22 protein-coding genes and 1 pseudogene are annotated in these 19,249 nt (G+C 68.6%); 19 read left to right on the top strand and 4 right to left on the bottom strand.

The genetic code is table 11. The features are described 5' to 3' along the window. The first annotated feature begins 104 nt into the window (after nucleotides 1–104). The 4 genes from ACIBK0_RS28875 to ACIBK0_RS28860 all read left to right on the top strand — a co-directional run bounded on the left by ACIBK0_RS28875 (nucleotide 105) and on the right by ACIBK0_RS28860 (nucleotide 2,188). On the top strand, nucleotides 105–950 hold the full coding sequence (locus tag ACIBK0_RS28875; RefSeq protein WP_399086152.1) for a sulfurtransferase: 846 nt from the start codon (nucleotides 105–107) through the stop codon (nucleotides 948–950). A 38-nt stretch (nucleotides 951–988) separates the two neighbouring features. Then, nucleotides 989–1,276 (top strand): DUF1416 domain-containing protein, encoded by a 288-nt coding sequence (locus ACIBK0_RS28870; RefSeq protein WP_054232391.1) that lies wholly within the window; start codon nucleotides 989–991, stop codon nucleotides 1,274–1,276. A gap of 155 nt (nucleotides 1,277–1,431) precedes the next feature. Then, nucleotides 1,432–1,692: a DUF3099 domain-containing protein gene (locus ACIBK0_RS28865; RefSeq protein WP_399086149.1), complete on the top strand. Its 261-nt coding sequence runs from the start codon at nucleotides 1,432–1,434 to the stop codon at nucleotides 1,690–1,692. 49 nt (nucleotides 1,693–1,741) lie between these two features. Then, a complete protein-coding gene (locus ACIBK0_RS28860) occupies nucleotides 1,742–2,188 on the top strand; it encodes a VOC family protein (protein WP_399086146.1) in 447 nt (148 codons plus the stop codon). A gap of 16 nt (nucleotides 2,189–2,204) precedes the next feature. Here the strand turns inward: ACIBK0_RS28860 and ACIBK0_RS28855 are convergent, their stop codons facing one another. Further along, entirely contained in the window at nucleotides 2,205–2,567 is a 363-nt protein-coding gene (locus tag ACIBK0_RS28855) for a DsrE family protein (protein WP_399086143.1), read from the bottom strand. 237 nt (nucleotides 2,568–2,804) lie between these two features. Here ACIBK0_RS28855 and ACIBK0_RS28850 point away from each other — a divergent pair, with 237 nt between their 5' ends. The 6 genes from ACIBK0_RS28850 (at nucleotide 2,805) to ACIBK0_RS28825 (ending at nucleotide 7,793) form a co-directional block, all read left to right on the top strand. Continuing rightward, a complete protein-coding gene (locus ACIBK0_RS28850) occupies nucleotides 2,805–3,542 on the top strand; it encodes a hypothetical protein (RefSeq protein WP_399086140.1) in 738 nt (245 codons plus the stop codon). Continuing rightward, complete coding sequence (locus ACIBK0_RS28845) at nucleotides 3,539–4,552, top strand: hypothetical protein (protein ID WP_399086137.1); 1,014 nt, start codon at nucleotides 3,539–3,541, stop codon at nucleotides 4,550–4,552. Before ACIBK0_RS28850 ends, ACIBK0_RS28845 begins: the two co-directional genes overlap by 4 nt. Next, nucleotides 4,549–5,424 carry a hypothetical protein gene (locus ACIBK0_RS28840; RefSeq protein ID WP_399086134.1) on the top strand — a complete coding sequence of 292 codons (876 nt, stop codon included), beginning with the start codon at nucleotides 4,549–4,551 and terminating at the stop codon, nucleotides 5,422–5,424. The genes ACIBK0_RS28845 and ACIBK0_RS28840 overlap by 4 nt, the downstream gene beginning before the upstream one ends. Nucleotides 5,425–5,650: 226 nt before the next feature. Next, nucleotides 5,651–6,226 (top strand): FABP family protein, encoded by a 576-nt coding sequence (locus ACIBK0_RS28835; protein WP_399086131.1) that lies wholly within the window; start codon nucleotides 5,651–5,653, stop codon nucleotides 6,224–6,226. Between the two features lie 65 nt (nucleotides 6,227–6,291). Next, nucleotides 6,292–6,714: a Fur family transcriptional regulator gene (locus ACIBK0_RS28830; RefSeq protein WP_399086128.1), complete on the top strand. Its 423-nt coding sequence runs from the start codon at nucleotides 6,292–6,294 to the stop codon at nucleotides 6,712–6,714. Between the two features lie 113 nt (nucleotides 6,715–6,827). Beyond that, the gene (locus ACIBK0_RS28825; RefSeq protein ID WP_399086125.1) at nucleotides 6,828–7,793 is read left to right on the top strand and encodes a YgfZ/GcvT domain-containing protein; all 966 of its coding nucleotides are present in this window, start codon (nucleotides 6,828–6,830) and stop codon (nucleotides 7,791–7,793) included. Nucleotides 7,794–7,822: 29 nt separating this feature from the next. Here the strand turns inward: ACIBK0_RS28825 and dtd are convergent, their stop codons facing one another. After that, nucleotides 7,823–8,248: a D-aminoacyl-tRNA deacylase gene (gene dtd / locus ACIBK0_RS28820; protein ID WP_399086122.1), complete on the bottom strand. Its 426-nt coding sequence runs from the start codon at nucleotides 8,246–8,248 to the stop codon at nucleotides 7,823–7,825. A gap of 194 nt (nucleotides 8,249–8,442) precedes the next feature. Here dtd and ACIBK0_RS28815 point away from each other — a divergent pair, with 194 nt between their 5' ends. The 3 genes and pseudogenes from ACIBK0_RS28815 (at nucleotide 8,443) to ACIBK0_RS28805 (ending at nucleotide 11,594) form a co-directional block, all read left to right on the top strand. Continuing rightward, nucleotides 8,443–9,105 (top strand): AmfC protein, encoded by a 663-nt coding sequence (locus ACIBK0_RS28815; RefSeq protein WP_399086119.1) that lies wholly within the window; start codon nucleotides 8,443–8,445, stop codon nucleotides 9,103–9,105. A 66-nt stretch (nucleotides 9,106–9,171) separates the two neighbouring features. Further along, a complete protein-coding gene (locus ACIBK0_RS28810) occupies nucleotides 9,172–10,125 on the top strand; it encodes an asparaginase (protein ID WP_399086116.1) in 954 nt (317 codons plus the stop codon). A 175-nt stretch (nucleotides 10,126–10,300) separates the two neighbouring features. Beyond that, a pseudogene (locus ACIBK0_RS28805) lies at nucleotides 10,301–11,594 on the top strand (GNAT family N-acetyltransferase). 202 nt (nucleotides 11,595–11,796) lie between these two features. Here the strand turns inward: ACIBK0_RS28805 and ACIBK0_RS28800 are convergent. Next, entirely contained in the window at nucleotides 11,797–11,982 is a 186-nt protein-coding gene (locus ACIBK0_RS28800) for a hypothetical protein (protein ID WP_369247526.1), read from the bottom strand. Nucleotides 11,983–12,196: 214 nt separating this feature from the next. Here ACIBK0_RS28800 and ACIBK0_RS28795 point away from each other — a divergent pair, with 214 nt between their 5' ends. Next, on the top strand, nucleotides 12,197–13,105 hold the full coding sequence (locus ACIBK0_RS28795; RefSeq protein WP_399086111.1) for a FadR/GntR family transcriptional regulator: 909 nt from the start codon (nucleotides 12,197–12,199) through the stop codon (nucleotides 13,103–13,105). A 48-nt stretch (nucleotides 13,106–13,153) separates the two neighbouring features. Here ACIBK0_RS28795 and ACIBK0_RS28790 read toward each other — a convergent pair whose 3' ends face one another. Continuing rightward, entirely contained in the window at nucleotides 13,154–13,342 is a 189-nt protein-coding gene (locus ACIBK0_RS28790; protein WP_399086108.1) for a hypothetical protein, read from the bottom strand. Between the two features lie 193 nt (nucleotides 13,343–13,535). Between ACIBK0_RS28790 and ACIBK0_RS28785 the strand changes: the two genes are divergently transcribed. From ACIBK0_RS28785 to ACIBK0_RS28765, 5 genes are all read left to right on the top strand, one after another. After that, nucleotides 13,536–14,414, top strand: a complete 879-nt coding sequence (locus ACIBK0_RS28785) for a GntR family transcriptional regulator (RefSeq protein WP_399086105.1) — start codon at nucleotides 13,536–13,538, stop codon at nucleotides 14,412–14,414. Next, nucleotides 14,363–15,154 (top strand): HAD family hydrolase, encoded by a 792-nt coding sequence (locus ACIBK0_RS28780; protein ID WP_399086102.1) that lies wholly within the window; start codon nucleotides 14,363–14,365, stop codon nucleotides 15,152–15,154. Before ACIBK0_RS28785 ends, ACIBK0_RS28780 begins: the two co-directional genes overlap by 52 nt. 4 nt (nucleotides 15,155–15,158) lie before the next feature. Continuing rightward, nucleotides 15,159–15,998, top strand: coding sequence for a GntR family transcriptional regulator (locus ACIBK0_RS28775; RefSeq protein WP_399086099.1), 840 nt, complete (start codon nucleotides 15,159–15,161; stop codon nucleotides 15,996–15,998). A gap of 72 nt (nucleotides 15,999–16,070) precedes the next feature. Then, nucleotides 16,071–16,940 (top strand): GntR family transcriptional regulator, encoded by an 870-nt coding sequence (locus ACIBK0_RS28770; protein ID WP_399086095.1) that lies wholly within the window; start codon nucleotides 16,071–16,073, stop codon nucleotides 16,938–16,940. A 222-nt stretch (nucleotides 16,941–17,162) separates the two neighbouring features. Then, nucleotides 17,163–19,217 carry an HAD-IA family hydrolase gene (locus ACIBK0_RS28765; protein WP_399086092.1) on the top strand — a complete coding sequence of 685 codons (2,055 nt, stop codon included), beginning with the start codon at nucleotides 17,163–17,165 and terminating at the stop codon, nucleotides 19,215–19,217. Nucleotides 19,218–19,249: the final 32 nt, after the last annotated feature.

The following is a 19,249-nucleotide window of genomic DNA, read 5'->3' as shown; positions in this document are numbered from 1 at the left end:
TCTCTTGCCGGGGCCACCCCTGCGCCAGGCAGCCGTCACCGGCATGACCGCGCACCCCTCTTCAACGCACCGCCCCGCCGCAACTGCCCCGGAGGAGAACGAGCATGAGCCGCAGCGACGTCCTGGTAGACGCCGACTGGGTCCAGGACCACCTGGACGACCCGAACGTGGCCGTCGTCGAGGTCGACGAGGACACGTCCGCGTACGAGAAGAACCACATCAAGAACGCCATCCGGATCGACTGGACCAAGGACCTCCAGGACCCGGTCCGCCGTGACTTCATCGACCAGGAGGGCTTCGAGAAGCTCCTCTCGTCGAAGGGCATCGGCAACGACACTCTCGTCGTCCTCTACGGCGGCAACAACAACTGGTTCGCCTCGTACGCCTACTGGTACTTCAAGCTCTACGGCCACGAGAACGTGAAGCTCCTCGACGGCGGCCGCAAGAAGTGGGAGCTCGACTCCCGCGACCTGGTCGACGGCTCGCAGCTGCCCGACCGCGCCGCCACCGAGTACAAGGCCAAGGCCCAGAACACGGCGATCCGCGCCTTCCGCGACGACGTCGTCGCCGCGATCGGCTCGCAGAACCTGGTCGACGTGCGGTCGCCCGACGAGTTCAGCGGCAAGCTGCTCGCCCCGGCCCACCTGCCGCAGGAGCAGTCGCAGCGTCCGGGCCACGTCCCGTCCGCGCGCAACATCCCGTGGTCGAAGAACGCCAACGACGACGGCACCTTCAAGTCGGACGACGAGCTCAAGGAGCTCTACGCCGAGGAGCAGGTCGACCTCGCCAAGGACACCATCGCGTACTGCCGCATCGGTGAGCGTTCCGCGCTCACCTGGTTCGTGCTGCACGAGCTGCTCGGTGTGGAGAACGTCAAGAACTACGACGGCTCCTGGACCGAGTACGGCTCCCTGGTCGGCGTCCCGATCGAGCTCGGCGCCAACAAGTAACCCTCAAGGCCTGACGTACTGAAGGACGGAATCGACATATGTGTGGAGCGAAGGCCGGCGGCCCCGACGCCTCGACGATCAAGCCCGGTGAGACCACGATCCAGGGCCAGGTGACCCGCGACGGCGAGCCGGTCACGGGTTACGTCCGCCTCCTGGACTCGACCGGCGAGTTCACCGCCGAGGTCCCGACCTCGGCCACCGGACAGTTCCGCTTCTACGCGGCCGAGGGCACGTGGACCGTGCGGGCCCTGGTGCCCGGCGGCACCGCCGACCGCACGGTCGTCGCCCAGACGGGCGGCCTCGCCGAGGTCGCGATCGCCGTCTGAGAGGCGGACCGCCGTCGCTGACGGCAGTCACCTGAACGGCTGAAGGGCCGCACCCCCGGGGGTTGGACGCTTACCGGATCGGGGTGCGGCCCTTCGGCTTGCCCGGAGGCTCTCCGCCCGTGCGCCGAGGGCTTTCGCGGGCCTACGCTGGGTGTATGTACGCACGACGGCGTCACGTGTACTTCGCCATGATGGGGACGTGCATCGGGCTCTTCGTCCTGGCCTGGGCAGTGGTGCGGCTCTGGTCGATCCCGGTGGCCGTGGGGATGTGTGTGGTGGCCATGGTGATTCCGCCGGTGGCCGCGATGGTGGCCAATCGGCGCGGGCCGGAGGACCGGTGGTGGGACGACCCGTCCGGTGACCCCAAGTCCGACGAGTGGTGGGACGAGCTGGACGGCAAGAAGCGGCGGCAGTAGCCGGCGGCGGGTCGGCAGACGGCACGGGAGCTGTGGGAGAAAGGCGCATATGTCGCGTACGAGATTGTCCACCGTGGTGTTCGACGCGCCCGACGCACATGTGCTGGCCGACTTCTACATGCGGTTGCTCGGATACGTGGTGCGCGCGGAGGAGCCGGACTGGGTGCTCATCGGCCCGTCGTACGGCGGCACCGCGCTCGCCTTCGAGACCGAGCGGCTGTACACGCCGCCCGTGTGGCCCGCGGGACCGGGCGAGCAGCGGATGATGCTGCACCTCGACATCGAGGTCGACGATCTGGCGGCCGAGACCGCGCGTGCCCTCTCCGAGGGGGCCAGGCTCGCCGAGTTCCAGCCCCAGGAGCATGTACGGGTCTTCCTCGACCCGGCGGGGCACCCGTTCTGCCTGTGGGTGCACACGCACGAGAAACCTCCGAAGCGCCTGAGGCGTCACGCACGTCAGAGCAACTCCCTGGACGAGCGGTCGGCGGGTCGGTAGACGAGCGGTCGGCGGGTCAGTAGACGAGCGCCTGCGTCTCGTCCCCCATCGCCTCCTGCACGAAAACCTGTGCGCCCGCGATGCGTACGCCCTTCAGGACGTCCTTCTCCGTGATCTCGCGCCGGGCCGCGCACTGCGTGCACAGGGTGATGCGGCCGGCCGCCAGGATCGAGTCGATCAGGTCGGGCAGCGGCGCCGCGTGCGGAAGCTCGAACTCGGCGGCCCGGCCCGGCAGCGCGAACCACGAGGACTCGCCGGTCAGCCACAGGGAGACGTCGACGCCACTGGCCACGGCCACCGCCGCGACGGTGAACGCCTGTGAGCAGCGCTCCGGAGCATCGGCCCCAGCCGTCACCTTGATCACGAGCTTCTTCGCCATGCCCGAATGGTAGTCCGAATCGTAATGAACTCTCGTGCAACTCCATGCGGTGGTCATGGGTCTCCTGTGCGCGCGGATACGGAATCCGCGCTTCACGTTCCGTGGGGGGACGTCTTGGAAGTCTCGGAAACACCTGAAGCATCTGAAAGGCCTGAAAGACCCGAGGTACCTGAAGTACCTCGAGTACTGGAAGTGCCCGAAGGGTCGGAAGCGCCTGAAGTATCTGAAGAGCCGAAAGTGCCTGAAGCGCCGGAAGTGCCGGAAGTGCGCGTACGTCGACGTGGCCGTACGACGCTGCTGATCGCCACGGCCGCCGTGCTCGGGCTCGTCGCCGGTACCTGCGCCGGTTATCTGGTGCAGGCCGACCGTGAGCCCACCAAGCTGCCGTCGCTGTCGCAGCCGGTGGTCGCGCAGGCCAAGGGCGCGGGCCCCGAGCCTCTGTCGGCCGCACAGGACCACCGGGTGAAGACCGATGGCGACCTGCGCAAGCTGCTGATCAAGCGGCCGAAGGGGACGCGGGAGGCCGACTGGCTGAGCGACGACGGCTGGATGGACATCGGCGAGTACGCGGAGTCGTTCACGAAACCGGCCGGTGCCTTCAGGGATCTGGTCGGCGACGAATTCCGTCGCACGGCCGTCACCGGATGGCGCGTCGGGAACACGTACAGCGTCGAGATCCGGCTCGTCCAGTACCGCCAGGAGGAAAACCTCGGCGCGGTCGAAGCGGCCGACGACGGCCACTACTGGGCGGTCGACGAGGACGGCACCCGCAGCTGGGACATCCCCGGCACGGGTGACGGCATGGCGTACGTCCACACCAAGCCCCGCACGAAGGCCGGCTATCTGCCGATGTACGAGGCCGAGGCGCAGGCCCGGCGCGGTGACATCGCCGTGGAGATCTGGGTGAACGACACCAAGCCGATCTCCAAGGCGAAGATCATGGACCTGGCCAAGCGGCAGATGGAGCGGCTGTGACCACCGAGCAATCGACAACACCGGAGCCGGTGGAGCCCGTGAGGCCGACGGAGCCCGCGCAGGCCGTTGAGCCTGTACAGCCGGTCGAGCCCGTGGAGCCCGTGGAGGCCACGCAGGCTGTGGAGCCCGTGGAGCCCGTGCAGGCCGCGCAGGCTGTGGAGCCCGTGGAGCCCGTGCAGGCCGCGCAGGCTGTGGAGCCCTTGGCTCCCGTGGATTCCGTTCAGGAGCCCGTGTCCGAAGCCGCTCCGAAGAAGCCCGTTCGGCGCGGCCGTATCGCCGCCATCGCCGGTTCCGTCCTGCTCGTCGGTGCCGTCATCGGTGGCGCCGGCTACACCGTCGTGACCGTCCAGGACGCCGACCGGGACGCGGGCGCGCCCGTCTGGAAGCTCCCCAAGGCCGCGAAGGAGGACGCCAAGAAGGCGAAGGCGGCCTCGGAGCTCGCCGCCATGCTCGTGCCGTACGAGGCCGACGGCTGGAGCAGGGGCCCGGACATCGCCGAGTTCGGCTCCGACGCCGCGCTCAGCGGGGGCGAGGCCGCCGCCCTGCGCAAGGAGTCGATCAGCGATCTGCCCCGCTCCCAGAGGCGGCGGCTGGAGAAGGAGATCGACAAGCAGCACACCAAGGGCATGGTGATGCGCAGTTACCTGAGCACGTCGAACGCGAGCGACTCCACGCTCTACGCCGAGAGGGCCTTCACCGTGAGCGTCGAGCTCATGCAGATGGAGGACAAGACGGCGGTCCGGAACATGTCGACCTTCCAGAACGAGTTCTTCGACGCTCTCTCGATCTTCCGCAGCGGGCCGAAGATCGAGGGCCACAAGAACGCCAAGTGCTTCCTTCCGCCCAAGGACAAGGAGGAGAAGCTCGACATGATGATCTGCTCCGCCTACGAGGGGAACGTGCTGGTCAGCGTCACCGCGGAGGCGGCCAAGCCATTGAACACCAAGGGGGTCGCGGCGCTCCTGCGCGAGCAGCTCGACCGCATCGTCGAGCCGGGGGAGGCGGTATGACCGAGCAGACGACACCGATGGAGCCGCAGGCCGTCCTGCCTCCGGTGCCACCGATGCCCGCGGCGGCCCCGCCCGTCCTGGTCGCCGAGCCGACTCCGCGCGTCAAGAAGGACCGTCGCGTCCTGCGTGCCGTGCTGCGCTGGACGGCTGCCGTGGTGGTCTTCGGCGCGGTCGGCACGTCGGCCGCGTACGGCATCACGCGGATGGAACGCACCGACGTACCGGGTCTGGCGACGGAGTCGGACGGGCGCTGGGACTACCCGACGATCACCAAGCCACCGCTGCCCTCGGGCAGCCCGGGACCGATGGCCGAGTCGAACAAGGCCGGCGCCCACTACGCCGACCTGCGCAAGCTGGTCCTCCCCGCCCCCAGGGGGGCGAAGGCCGACGCGGCGCTGCGCGGCGAGGACGGCTGGCTGGCGAGCAAGACCTTCCTGGCGGAGTACGCCGAGAAGGCCGACCGGGAGACTGTCGGGCAGTTGCTGACCGACTCCGGTCTGCGGCACATCGCCGCACGCGGCTGGACCACCGAGGACGGTACGCACACGCGGATCTACCTGCTGCAGTTCGACACCGCGGCCGTCGCGGACGATCTGGTCAGCAGCGACCTGGCGAACTACGACTCCCCGCAGTACGCGGTGCGCGGCGCGGCGCTGACCGAGCGGGACGAGAGGTTCCCCGAACGCGCCGCGGTGGACGACATCACGCGTTTCGCGTACGTGGAGAGCAAGCCGTACGGCGCCGAACAGGTCCGGCAGTCGTACCTCTCGGCGGGGGACACCATCGCCGTGATCGTCCAGTCACGGAAGGGCACCGCGCAGGCGGTCCCGTTCCAGCAGACGGTGATCCTGCAGAGCGAGCTGCTCGGCTGAGCCCGCCAGGGTGCACCTGAAAGAGAGGGCCGGGCCCCACCCGACTAGAGTGGGGTCCGGCTCTTGTGTACACCGCAACCCCCGCTCATCCGAGGAGCACCCGTGGAGATCTTCTTCGAAACCCTGCTGGTCCTGGTCTGCGTAGGCGTGCTCGCCTTCGCCGGGCTGACCGTGAAGAAGCTGTACCAGGGCCAGCGCTGACCCCCATCAAGGAATTTCCGAGCTCATGATCGAGATCCCGTCCGACCTCCACAAGGACCTGGTTCCCCTCGCCTTCCTGCTCGGCAACTGGGCAGGGGCGGGCGTCCACGACTTCCCCGGCTCCGAGAAGTGCAACTTCGGGCAGGAAGTCACCTTCACCCACGACGGGCGGGACTTCCTGGAGTACCACTCGCACACCTGGGTGCTGGACGCGGACGGGAACAAGGTCAGGCCGCTGGAGACCGAGTCCGGCTTCTGGCGCATCGACGACAACCGCAAGGTGGAGGTCGTCATGACCCGCGACGACGGTGTCGTCGAGGTCTGGTATGGCACGCTGGCCGACAAGAAGCCGCAGATCGACCTGGCCACGGACACGGTCGCGCGCACCGCGGCCTCGGGTCCGTACAGCGGCGGCCAGCGGCTGTACGGGTATGTGAACAGCGACCTCATGTGGGTGGGCGAGAAGCAGACCCCCGAGGTCGAGCTGCGCCCCTACATGTCCGCGCAACTGAAGAAGGTCGTCACCCCGGAGGACGTCGAGCGCTGGGCCAAGGCCCTCCCCGACGACATGCCGGACGACGGCATCGCGTTCTTCAAGTAGGTCTTCCAGGGCTTCGAGCAGTTCATCAGGTCGGCAACACCCGGAATGGTCCTAGACTTCCAGGTGTGGTGAGCACCGACTGGAAGAGCGACCTGAGGCAGCGCGGCTACCGGCTGACGCCGCAGCGTCAGCTTGTCCTCGAAGCCGTGGACACCCTGGAACACGCGACCCCCGACGACATCCTCATCGAGGTGAGGAAGACGGCGTCGGGGGTCAACATTTCCACGGTCTACCGGACCCTGGAGCTCCTGGAGGAGCTCGGCCTGGTCTCGCACGCCCACCTGGGGCACGGCGCGCCGACGTACCACCTGGCCGACCGGCACCACCACATCCACCTGGTGTGCCGCGACTGCACGAACGTCATCGAGGCCGATGTCTCGGTAGCCGCCGAGTTCACGGCGAAGCTCCGTGAGACCTTCGGCTTCGAGACGGACATGAAGCACTTCGCGATCTTCGGCCGCTGCAAGGACTGCACGGCCAAGAAGTAAGGGCCGCGCGGCCGCGAAGCAGGGGCGGCGCGGCCGAGATGGGGTGTCGGGCCAGGAGGCCGGGCTTGGCGGGAAATAAATTCGGCAGCTACTGGGTCGTAGGCTGTGTGGATATGAAGAGCCCCCTGCTGTCCCTGCCCGGCGCCGTTCCCGCCGAGGGCGTGGACGAAGCCGTCGCCGCCCACTACGGCGATCTGTTCCGTGAGCAGCGTGCCCTCGCCGACGGCACCGGCTTCGTGGACCTCTCCCACCGCGGTGTCGTCACCGTCACCGGTGAGGACCGGCTCAGCTGGCTGCATCTGCTGCTCACCCAGCACGTCTCGGACCTCCCGGCCGGCCGCGCCACCGAGGCACTGATCCTCTCCGCGCACGGCCACATCGAGCACGCGCTGTATCTCGTGGACGACGGCGAGACCGTGTGGATGCACGTGGAACCCGGCACCCAGGAGCCGCTGATCGCCTACCTGGAGTCGATGAAGTTCTTCTACCGGGTCGAAGTCGCCGACCGGACGGCCGACTTCGCGATCGTGCACCTCCCGGCCGGTTCCATCGCCGAGGTGCCGGAGGGCGTCGTCGTACGCGAGACACCGTACGGGCGTGACCTCTTCCTCCCGCGTACGGACCTGGAGTCGTACGCGCGGAAGAACGGCCCCGCGGCCGGACTGCTGGCCTACGAGGCCCTGCGCGTCGAGCACCACCGCCCGCGCCTCGGCTTCGAGACCGACCACCGCACCATCCCGCACGAGCTGGGCTGGATCGGCAGCGCGGTGCACCTCCAGAAGGGCTGCTACCGCGGCCAGGAGACCGTCGCTCGCGTCCAGAACCTGGGTAAGCCCCCGCGCCGCCTCGTCTTCCTCCACCTCGACGGCAGCGAGGTCCATCTGCCGCCGCACGGCACCGAACTCCGCCTCGCGGACGAAGGCCCCGACGGCCGGAAGATCGGCTTCATCACCACCTCCGTACGCCACCACGAGCTGGGCCCGATCGCCCTGGCACTGGTGAAGCGAAACGTGCCGGTCGATGCGGCGCTGGTGGCCGACACGACGGCGGCGGCACAGGAGGTCGTGGTCGAGCCGTAGCCGGCCGTCCCGGCTGCGGCCGTCCTGGCTCACATCTCCAGCAGCACCGTGAAGGGCCCGTCGTTCGTCAGGGACACCCGCATCTGCGCCCCGAAGCGCCCTGTCGCCACCGTCGCACCCAGCGCGCGCAGTCGGGCGACGACCTCGTCGACGAGAGGCTCGGCCACATCGCCCGGGGCTGCGGCGTTCCAGGTGGGGCGACGCCCCTTACGGGCGTCGCCGTACAGGGTGAACTGGCTGATCACGAGCAGCGGCGCGTCGATGTCGGAGCAGGACTTCTCGTCCGCGAGCATGCGAAGGGACCAGAGTTTGCGGGCGAGTTGGCCCGCCTTCTCCTTGGTGTCCTCGTGCGTGACCCCGACCAGCACGCACAACCCCTCACCGCTGATCTCGCCGACCGTCTCGCCGTCCACGACGACGCTCGCGCCGTCCACTCTCTGCACCACCGCACGCATGCGGACCATCATGCCGTGCGGCGCCGACGGGGCGCCGTGCGGGCCCTTCGCGTGATTTCCGGGGTCACTAACCCCCCATCTGGGGCTGATCGGGGGCACTCGGTCACATAGCGGCCACTTGGGGTGGCACGATGCGGTGTGTTGCGGTGCAACCGTGGGGTGGACCGCGCCGGTCGAGGGGACGGTAGAGGCACATGAGCACACCGAGTAGCGGGCAGCCGCCCGGAACCGTGTCATTGACCCGTACGAGTCCACGGGCGGATCGGACGGGCGGGATGACGGCCCGGCCGCCGACGCAGCGCACCGACAGCCCGCTGTCGGCCGACCCGCCCCCGCACGATCTCGCGGTGCTCCGGCTGCCCGAGCTGCGGACACTGCGCCGGGACGCCCAGCGCGACGAGGCCGACCTCAGCTATGTGCGGCGGCTGCTGCAGGGACGTATCGACATCCTGCGGGCGGAGCTGGCGCGTCGCGGCGAGCGACGGGCGCCGTTCCCTGCATCGGGGCAGCTGTCGGTCGTCGGCCCCGGACAGCCGTCGGTCGTGGAACGGCTCTCGGAGATCCTGACGGACGCGCCTGCCAGGCACCGCCAGTCGGCCCGCCATGTGACAGTGGGCACACCGCATGGCGAGGAGTACCGGGCGCTGGCCGCGGACATGCTCGCGGAGGTGGAGCTGTCCGACCTGGAAGCCCGCACGGACGAGGAGTTGGGCGCCGGGATGGGCCGGCTCGTCCGGTACGAGCGGCAGGTCTCCCGGCGGCGCCAGCAGCTGCAGCGCACGGCCGACGATTGCAGCGCCGAGATCGCCCGCAGGTACCGTGAAGGCGAAGCGCAAGTAGACGACCTGCTCATGTGACGAAGCGGCGCCGGCGATCCCGGGCCCCTTCCGGGGTGGGTCTCCCACCCCGGAAGGCCACCCCTGATGTCCGTGCCCGCCATATCGCCTGTCCTCGCCGAGGTCGTACGTTCCGGCTTCGTCGAGGGACGCCATCGCGGCAGCCTGGTGCTGCTGGCCGCGGACGGGTCGGTCGAGCTGGCGCTCGGTGAGGTGACGGCGCCGGTCTTCCCGCGCTCGTCGAACAAGCCCATGCAGGCGGCAGGTGTGCTGCGCGCGGGCCTCGACCTGGCCGGAGAGCGTCTCGCCCTCGCCGCCGCGAGCCACTCCGGGGAGACATTCCACCGCGATCTCGTCCACAAGATGCTGGATGAGCACGGGTTGTCGGCCGGGCAGTTGCAGTGCCCGCCGGATCTGCCGCTGGACCCGGCCGAGGCCGAGACGTATCTCGCCGCGGGCTCCGTCCGCGACCGGGTCACCATGAACTGCTCGGGCAAGCACGCGGCGATGCTCGCGGTGTGCGCGCTGCGGGGCTGGCCGACGGATTCGTACCTCGACCCCGAACACCCCCTCCAGCAGCTGATCCACTCCGTGGTCGAGGAGGCAGCCGGGGAGTCCGTCGCCGCGGTCGGCACCGACGGCTGCGGGGCGCCCCTCATGGCCATCACCCTCACCGGCCTCGCCCGCGCCTTCCGCTCCTTCGTCCTCGCCGCCCCCGGCTCCGCCGAACGCCGCGTCGCCGACGCCATGCGCACCCACCCCGAGTACGTCGCCGGCACCCGTCGCCCCGACACCTGGCTGATGCGCGAGATCCCCGGTGCCCTGTCCAAGATGGGCGCGGAGGCCGTCCAGGCGATCGCCCTCCCGGACGGGCGCGCCCTCGCCTTCAAGATCGACGACGGCGGAGGCCGGGCGCTGGGCCCTGTCCTCGCGCGGGGGTTGGGCCTGCTGGGCGTGGACGGCCCGGTGGTGTCGCGGATCGGGCGGTCGCCGCTGCTGGGTGGAGGGCGAGAGGTGGGGGAGGTCCGGGCGGCGTTCTGAGCGCAGGGAGAGGCGGGGGCGGCGTGCAGGGTCTTTCACCCCCTCCGCCCCTGCCCGTCCCGTCCCTGGGGGCTGCGCCCCGGGACCCCTCTGAAAGATTGCGCAGTTTCCCGCGCCCCTGAAGGGGAGCGAAAACCCCACGACACCCCCACCGTCGTCCACCTGGCGCGGCGTCATGACCGCCCGCGACACCATCGACGTACGCCCGATCACGGAGCCCGAAACCCGGGACTGGATCCGCGCGCTGAACGCGGGCTTCCTGCGGTCGCCGGAAGTGTCGGAGCGAGAGCTCGCGGACCGGCGCTCGTACATCGTGCCCGAGCGCACGCTCGGCGCCTTCGACGGCACCCTCCCCCACTCTCGGCTTCGCTCGAGCGGGGGGACCCCCATCGTCGCGACCTTCCGATCGTTCCCCCAAGACCTCACCACGGTGGGTGGCACCCTCGTCCCCGCCGACGCCATCTCGAACGTCACCGTCACCGCCACCCACCGCCGCCGCGGCCTCCTCACCGCATGATGGCGACCGACCTCACGGCGGCGAAGCAGCGGGGCGCCGTGGTGGCGACACTGATCGCCGCGGAGTACCCGATCTACGGGCGGTACGGCTTCGGTCCCGCCACCAGCACCACCGAGTGGACCATCGACGTGCCGCGCGCGGGCCTGGACCCCCGCTGGTCGGGCCCGCCCGGCGGCGGTCGAGCAGACCTCGTGGACGCGGAGGACGTCCGCAAGATCGGCCCCGAACTGCACGACCGGTTCAGGCGCAGCCGGCCCGGCGCCGTCAGCCGCACCGACCGCTGGTGGCAGATCAACACCGGCGTGCTGCGCCTGGACCGCGCGCCGTGGACGGAGCCGTTCTACGCCGTGTACCGCTCGGCGGCCGGCGAGGTCGAGGGCCTGGTCTCGTACGAGTCGGACGACAACTGGGGCGACGCCAAACAGCCCCTGAACACGGCGGAGGTGAACTGGCTGATCGCGGTGACGCCGGAGGCCGAACGCGCCCTGTGGCAGTACCTCTGCTCGATCGACTGGATCACCCGGGTCAAGACCGGCCGGCGGGCCCCGGACGACCTGCTGCCGCACTTCCTGCCGGACCCGCGCGCCGCCCACATCACCACGCAGGCGGACTGGCTGTGGGTGCGGATCCTGGATGTCGTACGGGCTCTGGAGGCGCGTACGTACGCAGGGACCGGGACCCTGGTGCTGGAGGTCACCGACCAGGACGGGCTGTCCGCCGGGCGCTATCGGCTGGACGCGGGGCCCGCCGGAGCGGACTGCGCGACGACCACGCAAAGGGCGCCGAACTCACTCTGGACGTGGGCGACTTGGCGGCGTTGTGGCTGGGCGACGAGTCGGCGGTGCGGCTCGCGGCGCTGGGGCGGGTGCGGGAAGAACGAGAGGGCGCCGCCTCCGTTGCCGACGCCCTGCTCCGCACGTCCGGGCGACCGTGGTGCCCGGACAGTTTCTGATCTGGGCCGGCGGTACTCCTTCCGTGCGGGTGATGACTCCTGGTCCGTTATCCGTAGCGAGCTATTCAGTTGTGGCTGCGCATTCAGTTGTGGCTGTGCGTTCAGTTGTGGCTGTGCTGTGCGGTGGTGCGGACTGACCGAGCTCCCGGCTCCCCTCCGGAAGGGAGCCCGGCCAGCCGGACTGCCGGACGATGGCGCCCGGTCAGCCGGACTGGGCGAGCAGCATCACGAGGATCACCGCTCCGATGCCGCTGATCACGGAGTTCTTGGCCTTGAGGCCGATGGACAGCGCGACGAACGCGATGATGCCCATCGGCCCGTACTTCCACTGGATGAGCTGTTCGAATCCGATGGCGAGGGCGGCGACGGCGAGGGCGATGAGCGGCATGACGGTCCCTCCTTCGGGACGGGGAGGCGGACCCCCGCTGAGGACCGTCCACCGGTCCACCTGGCTGACAGGTGCGACTCTGGCGACCAACCCTCGGGAAGTTTGACCATGTTGCGCAAGTTGGTGACCAACTCACTGTTACTTATCTCCGCGTTGGGTCGACTCATAACCACCTATCAGGTAACTGCCCAAAGATGGCGGGAAGTTGTAGTGTTTGGTCGTGGACCCGGAACACGCCGCCGTCAATGGGCGGAACAGGTCACCACGGCCACAGAGGTCACACCGCGAGGTGGCCGACGAGCTGCGCAGTCGGATCAGGTCCGGTCAGCTGCGGGCGGGCCAGCGCATGCCCACGCAGGCCAAGCTGGCGGACGAGTTCGGCGTCGAGCGCGGCGCCGTGCGCCAGGCGCTGCGCATCCTGCAGTCGGAGCATCTGCTCGTCAACGTGTCCAAGGGGAGCCCCGCGACCGTCGCCGACACCCCGGAAAGGTCTCTGACCGGCCCCGAAGCCCCGCCGCAGCCCACCACGGTGGCGCTCGGCGCGCGGATAGCGGCCGCCTTCGCGGCCCCTCATGTGGAGATAGACGCGCTGTGTCTGACGTCCATCTCGCTGACACTTGCCATCGGTGAGCCCCTCCGTCAGATTCACGCGGGGCGTATAAAACCGGCCAGGGTGGACGTTCGCCTGCTGCTGCCGAGCAGTGACATCGACCTTGCCTTCCCGGCCCCCGTCGACTCTGCCGAGGACGGCCGCCTCCAGCGCAACTGGCTGGCCAACCGCAACGCCCAGGCCCAGGTGCTGCGCCACAACCTGCTGACTCTGCGCTCCACGCACGGCATCGACGTGAACGTCACCTTCCGCGCGCTTCCCTTCACGCCACCCGTGAAGCTGTATCTGCTCAACGGCGCCGAGGCTCTCTTCGCGTACTACACCCTCGCCAAGCGCGAGCAGGAGATCGACGATGTGTACCTGGAGATGTACGACGTCCAGGGCACGCAGTCCATGCTCTTCCCCTTCACCCAGGGCGCCGGGCTGCGGGACACGACGTTCGTGGAGCAGTCCCACCTGTGGTTCAACGCGCTGTGGGAGACCATCAGCTCGGAGTTGCTGTTCACGAACTGATGGCCTCCTGGGCTGTACAGAGGCGTCTCGGGCGGGAGGCTGCCCAGCTCACAGGGCGGGTCCGGCGACCATCAGGGCGAGCATGACCGCCCCGATGGAGCTGCAGGCAGGACTCTTGGCCTTGATCCCGATGCTGAGCAGCAGCAGTCCGACGATGCCTATAGGACCGTACTGCCATTGGACGAGCTGCTCGAAGCCGACGACGAAGACGGCGGAGAGGAGGGCTATGACGGGCATGGTGGTTCCTCCTGCTTCTTCCTGCTGTTCGCGACCTGCTCGGGTGGTACGTGCCACGGATTGGCGAGGGGAGGCAAAACTTCCGCCATCTTGGCCAAGTTGGTAACCAACTCCACTTATGTTGTCCCCACTTGGTCCCATGTTATAAACAACTTTCAAACAACTCCCGCCAGATGGAGCAAAGTTGTAGCGTTTGGTCGTGACCCAGGAGAACGTCGCAGTGAACGGCAACAGAAGGCTCTCGCCGCAGGAGATCGCCGACGCCCTGCGGGACCGGATCCGCAGCGGTGACCTGAAGGCGGGAGACCGCCTGCCCACCCAGGCCGAGTTGGCAGCGGAATTCGGCGTTGAACGCGGCACCGTGCGGCAAGCCCTGCGTACCCTCCAGGCAGACGGCCTCCTCAGTAACGTCAGTAAGGGGAGCCCCCCGCGGGTCGCGGAGCCGGCGCCGACGCGGGACGAACCCCAGCCGACGATGGTGGGGCTGGCGCCGCGGCTCACCGAGGCCTTCTCCGCACCGCACGTCCGCGTGGACGCCGTCGGCCTCACCGCGGAGACCCTGATGCTGGCCCTCGGTGAACCGGTCCGCATGATCCACGAGGGCAGGATCCACCCCCAGTCGATCGACGTGCGGATTCTGCTGCCCTCCCGGGACATCACCCTGGCGTTCCCCGTCCCGGTGGAGGGACACGGAGAGGACGACCCGGTCCACAAGCGCTGGCTGGACCAGCGCAACGCCCAGGGCCACGTCCTGCGCCACAACCTCCAGGCCCTGCGCTCTTCCCATGGCATCGACGTCCGAGTGACCTTCCGCGCACTGCCTTTCACTCCACCGGTGAAGCTGTACGTGCTCAACGAGTCGGAGGCGCTGATCGCGTACTACATGATCACCAGGCGCGAGGAGACCGTGGACAGCGGAGTCCTGGAGATGTACGACACCTTCGGCTCCAGATCGCTCCTCTTCTCCTTCGAGAAGCGAGCCGGCCAGCGGGACGCCGCCTTTGTGGAGGAATCCCAGAAGTGGTTCGACGCCCTCTGGGAAACCATCACCACGGACCTGACACTCTCCTAGTGACTTCTGATACGGCGACGCAGACTGATCCGGTGGCGGAACAGACCGAATCCCTCCGGAAACTGATCAAGAGCGCACGGTTCGTGCTCTTCGACTTCGACGGGCCGATCTGCCGGCTGTTCGCGGGGCACTCGGCGGAGGACGTGGCCCAGGAGCTGGTCGCGTGGATCGAGGGCATGGGCCTGCGCGAGTTGCTCACGGCCGACGAGCGGGTGAATCCGGACCCGCACGTCGTCGTCCGCGCGGTCGATCGCAGACGTCCCGCCAGCGACCTGGTGTTCGAGCTGGAGCGCCGTCTCACCCAGCACGAACTAAAGGCGGTGGCCACCGCGATGCCCACCGCCTACGCGGATCCGCTGATCAGGACGTGGGCCGCGGTGGGCGCCCGGTTGGCCATCACCACCAACAACTCCGCACGGGTGGCAGACCGGTACCTGCGGACCCGTGGCCTCACCGAGTGTTTCGCGCCGCACATCTACGGCCGCACCCAGGACCTGACGCTCATGAAGCCGAACCCCCACTGCCTGAACCGGGCGCTGAATGCGATGGGCGCCGATCCGTCCCAGGCACTGATGATCGGCGACGCCCCTTCCGACTTCGAGGCGGCCGAGGAAGCCGGCGTGGCCTTCTTGGGGTACGCGCGCAACGACCGCAAGGAGCAGTCGCTTCGGGCGTCCGGGGCCGCGTACACGGTGTCGTCCCTGGAACAGGTGCTCCGTCTGCTGCGCCCTGCGGGGTGAGTGCGTGAGAGAGCTCCTGGGGGTCCTGGACGCGTTTCGGTCACGCATCACTGAGGGGACCTATCCGCTGGGATCCACGCTGCCGCCACAGCGCGAACTGGCCGAGGAATTCGAGGTCTCGAGGGACACTGTCCAGCGAGCACTGAGAGAACTGCGCTCCGATGGCTGGATCGAGTCCCGGCAAGGCAGCGGATCGCGTGTGATCCGAGCCTCGCGATCGACCGGGAGCTCGCGCTGTACGGCCCGAGGCCGCGCCCTGAGCCTGGGGGAGTTCATCGGCCGGGCGTTCGAGCAGCCCGAAGTCACTCTCGACGTCTTCACGTTCACGGCCGAGTCCCTCGACCTGCATCTGCGCCTTCAGGCGGAACGGATCCGGGGCGGGCTGATGGCGCCGGAGCGGATCGCCCTGCGCGTACTGCTGCCGTCCGAGGAAGTGAGCCTCCCGTATCCGCGAGCCAGGGACGATCCTGACGACCCACGCCTCCAATGGCGCCTACGGGAGATCAAGGGCCGACATCTGGCGTCTTTGCGGCATGCCCTGCGGGACCTTCGCGCAGAGGCCCTGGTCCCGTTCGTGAGCCTGGAGGTACGCCACACACTCCTGACACCCGTCTTCAAGCTCTACCTGCTCAGTGGCACCGAAGCACTCTTCGCCCCATACGAGGTGGTACAGCGGCAGGTCTGTCTCGACGACGGCAACGAGATCGAGGCGATCGACGTCCTGGGACTTGGGGCGCCCCTCACGTTCCACATCAGCGACGGCGACCCGGACTCCGAAGGAAGCGCCTTCGTGGCGAGCATGCAGTCCTGGTTCGACTCCGTCTGGAACCTGCTCTCGAAGTAGGGCGAGTTGGTTGCCAACCAACGTAGAGTTGTCCTGACTTGGCGCGAGGTTGAGACCCAGGAGAACGTTGCGGTGAATGGCAGCAGAAAGCACTCGCACGAGGAGATCGCCGACGACCTGCGGAAGCGCATTCGCGGCGGCGAGTTGAGTCCGGGTACCAAGTTGCCGACCCAGGCTGCGCTGGCCAAGGAGTTCGGGGTGGAGCGGGGAGCCGTGCGCCAGGCTCTCAACGTCCTCCAGGCGGAGGGTCTGCTCAGCAATGTCACCCGGGGTACTTCCCCCACCGTGGCCAAGCCGTCGGACGTCGGTGCCGAGCCGGAGCCCCAGCCGACCCTGGTCGGGCTCGCGCCACGCCTGGAGGCCGCGTTCGCGGTGCCGGATGTGCGGTTGGACGCGGCCTGTCTCACCGCGGAGACGCTGATGCTGTCGATGGACGCTCCCATGCGTCTGATCGAGCAGGAGATCGTGCGCCCCGAGTCGGTCACGGCCCGCATCGTGCTGCCGAGCAAGGAGCTGAGACTGCTCTACCCCGCGCCGGCCGCCGGCTGGGGGCACGACGAGAGGGTCGATGCCGTCGTGCACGACCGTTCGATGACACAGCACGCCTCCCAGACCGAGGTGCTCAGCCAGCATTTTCGGCGGCTGAAGAACCGGTACGGGATCCCCACCTCGCTCAGTTTCCGCGTAGTGGACAACACGCCCTACCACAAGGTCTATGTGCTGAACGCGACCGAGGTTCTCTTCGCGCACTACACGGTCACGAAGCGGGAAGAGGACATCGATGGGGAGCGGATGTGGCTCAGGGACGCGTCGGGCGCGCGCTCTCCGCTCTTCGCCTTCAACAAGGAGTACGGCCCTCGGGACGAGCAGTTCGTCGACGGTTTTCAGACCTGGTTCGACGCGTTGTGGGAATCCGTGGAACCCGACTACCTGAAGGTCTAGCGACAAGCGGACACTCGCGCGCATATGGCTCCATGCGACTCCGAACGGGTTGTGTCGCAGGTGCGGTTCAGGAGATGGGGAGTCTGCTCCGTTCAGGGGACGCACCGCCGCTCGGACGTGCGGGAACAGGAGGCGGCCAACACCGGGCAGGCGTGGCAGCCGACTTGACATACCCGACCCGGTGAGTGGTGGGCCGGGTGTAAGGCGCTAGATTCTGCGACCATGCCGTCCCCTCTGCCCCGCAGAGCGCACCAGGCGCTCGTCCGCCGACTCGCGGAATCCAGAAGGGTGCGCGGAAGCGGGGAAGTGCTGGGGGGCCATCACAACATCAACTACATCCTGCCGCTCGGCATCGGACTCGCCCTGCTACTGGGCACCGTGCCGTTCGCCCGGGCCAAGCTGAGGGTGCCGCTGAAGGACAGGGTGGAGGTGGTGCCGCGCATCTGGCCGAGCGAGGCCGAGGTGCTGCGGGTCGTCTCCCGCCATTTGCGTGAGGTACCGCGCTGCCTGGCCGATTTCGGAGACGGTTCCCTGCACGCCTATCGGAGGGGCAAGGCGCTCAGCGAAGAGATTCCCGACGGGGACGTGGACGACGACCTGATGGGTGCGTTCGCGGACTTCTTCGTCAGGACCGCCGGGATTCCGGTCGCCGAACTGCCGCCTCGCCCCGCCGACTGGCCGGACGACGGCGACAGCCAGAGATTCCTGCACTGGCTGGTCGATTTCACCGAGGAGCGGGTGCACCGGGCCAACCGCGACCGTTTCGGCTCCCTCTTCGACGATGTCCTGATCCCCGAGGACGCGATGGCGACCTTCAAGCGGGACCACACCGGACTCACCTCGCGCCCGTTTCGCCTCCTCCACACCGATGTGCACCGGGCCAACGTGGTCATGCGCAACCGCCGACTCGCCGTCATCGACTGGGAGCTGGCGATATACGGCGACCCTCTTCACGAACTCGCGACGCACCTGGTGCGCATGGGGTACGGAAAGCAGGAGCGGGACCACATGACGGAGCTGTGGGCCAAGGCCATGCGGCGTGCCGGATACGACGAGCTGACCGAGGGTCTCGACGACGATCTGCCCGTGTACGTGGCCTTCGAATACGCGCAGTCGGTGTTTCCCGACGTCATGCGCGCGGCACTCGGTCTTCCCGAGCAGCCGGACGAGGTGGACTTCAGGGAGGCGGGCCGGAGGATCTGCGTGGCGATGGGACTGGCACGGGAGCCTTTGCAGCTCATGGATGTGCCGGACCTGGACCGTGCGGTGAAGGCGCTGCGCAGCTGGCACGACAGAAACGTCGCGGCTCGCTCGCTCGATGGCACGCCTGGGCTGATGACGATGGAACGACCTGAACGACGCGAGCGACCTGAAGGACTGGAACGGCCGGAGCGACGGGATGTTGTGACGCGGGCCGACGAGGCCGACTCGGCTCAGGGCAATCGGGCTGAGCAACGACCTCACGCCGGCCATGCGGGCCGTGCCGGTGGCGGCAGCCATACCGGTCGCGCGGGCCACACAGGTCGCGCCACCCGCGCCGATCAGACCAAGCGAAGGCAGCTGAACGACCCGCGCGCCCTGCGTGAGATCGCGCAGCACGTGACGACCGGCCGATGCGTCCTCTTCGATTTCGACGGCCCCCTCTGCCGGCTCTTCCCGGACGAGGCGTCGGCCCCTCTGGCCCGGGAACTGCGCCGCATCGTTGCCCTGCGTGGCGCCGGAGAACTGCTCACGGCGGAGGCCCGCGCGTCCGTCGATCCACAGGTCGTGCTGCGGGCCGTGGACCGAGCCCGCCCCGCCGGCGACCTGGTCGCGGAGCTGGAGGAACGGCTGGCGGAGGGCGAGGCCGCCGCCGCGGCGATCGCACCGTCCACCCCCGGCGCCGATCTGCTGGTCTGCCGGCTGGCGAAGGCCGGGATCCGCATGGGCGTGGCCACGAACAACTCGCCCGAGGCAGTGGCTGTATACCTGCGAAGAGTCCACCTCCACGAGTACTTCGAGGGACACATCCACGGCCGTACCGACGACCCCAGACGGCTGAAACCCGACCCCGACTCTCTGCAACGGGCCCTGCGAAGTCTTGAAGCCGAGGCGTACGACGCCCTGATGATCGGGGACATGCCGACCGATCTGGAGGCGGCACGCGAGGCCAAGGTGCCATTTGTAGGCTATGCCCGAGATGAGAAGGAGGCCGGCCCGCTCTGGGACGCAGGCGCGCAACTCGTCGTATCCCGACCTGAGTTGTTGTCGGCCATGATTCCGCTGTCCCCTTCCTGACGGCACTTGCAGAAGGCACCATGAGCAGGCTC

Source organism: Streptomyces sp. NPDC050564 (assembly GCF_044457265.1).
Taxonomy (GTDB): domain Bacteria; phylum Actinomycetota; class Actinomycetes; order Streptomycetales; family Streptomycetaceae; genus Streptomyces.
This window is presented reverse-complemented; position numbering and strand designations above follow the sequence as displayed.

Excerpts from the sequence above, each read along its gene's own strand:
- ACIBK0_RS28875 (WP_399086152.1), top strand. The coding sequence starts at position 105 with ATGAGCCGCAGCGACGTCCTGGTAGACGCCGACTGGGTCCAGGACCAC.
- ACIBK0_RS28870 (WP_054232391.1), top strand. The coding sequence starts at position 989 with ATGTGTGGAGCGAAGGCCGGCGGCCCCGACGCCTCGACGATCAAGCCC.
- ACIBK0_RS28865 (WP_399086149.1), top strand. The coding sequence starts at position 1,432 with ATGTACGCACGACGGCGTCACGTGTACTTCGCCATGATGGGGACGTGC.
- ACIBK0_RS28860 (WP_399086146.1), top strand. The coding sequence starts at position 1,742 with ATGTCGCGTACGAGATTGTCCACCGTGGTGTTCGACGCGCCCGACGCA.
- ACIBK0_RS28855 (WP_399086143.1), bottom strand. The coding sequence starts at position 2,567 with ATGGCGAAGAAGCTCGTGATCAAGGTGACGGCTGGGGCCGATGCTCCG.
- ACIBK0_RS28840 (WP_399086134.1), top strand. The coding sequence starts at position 4,549 with ATGACCGAGCAGACGACACCGATGGAGCCGCAGGCCGTCCTGCCTCCG.
- ACIBK0_RS28835 (WP_399086131.1), top strand. The coding sequence starts at position 5,651 with ATGATCGAGATCCCGTCCGACCTCCACAAGGACCTGGTTCCCCTCGCC.
- ACIBK0_RS28825 (WP_399086125.1), top strand. The coding sequence starts at position 6,828 with ATGAAGAGCCCCCTGCTGTCCCTGCCCGGCGCCGTTCCCGCCGAGGGC.
- dtd (WP_399086122.1), bottom strand. The coding sequence starts at position 8,248 with ATGCGTGCGGTGGTGCAGAGAGTGGACGGCGCGAGCGTCGTCGTGGAC.
- ACIBK0_RS28815 (WP_399086119.1), top strand. The coding sequence starts at position 8,443 with ATGAGCACACCGAGTAGCGGGCAGCCGCCCGGAACCGTGTCATTGACC.
- ACIBK0_RS28810 (WP_399086116.1), top strand. The coding sequence starts at position 9,172 with ATGTCCGTGCCCGCCATATCGCCTGTCCTCGCCGAGGTCGTACGTTCC.
- ACIBK0_RS28800 (WP_369247526.1), bottom strand. The coding sequence starts at position 11,982 with ATGCCGCTCATCGCCCTCGCCGTCGCCGCCCTCGCCATCGGATTCGAA.
- ACIBK0_RS28790 (WP_399086108.1), bottom strand. The coding sequence starts at position 13,342 with ATGCCCGTCATAGCCCTCCTCTCCGCCGTCTTCGTCGTCGGCTTCGAG.
- ACIBK0_RS28765 (WP_399086092.1), top strand. The coding sequence starts at position 17,163 with ATGCCGTCCCCTCTGCCCCGCAGAGCGCACCAGGCGCTCGTCCGCCGA.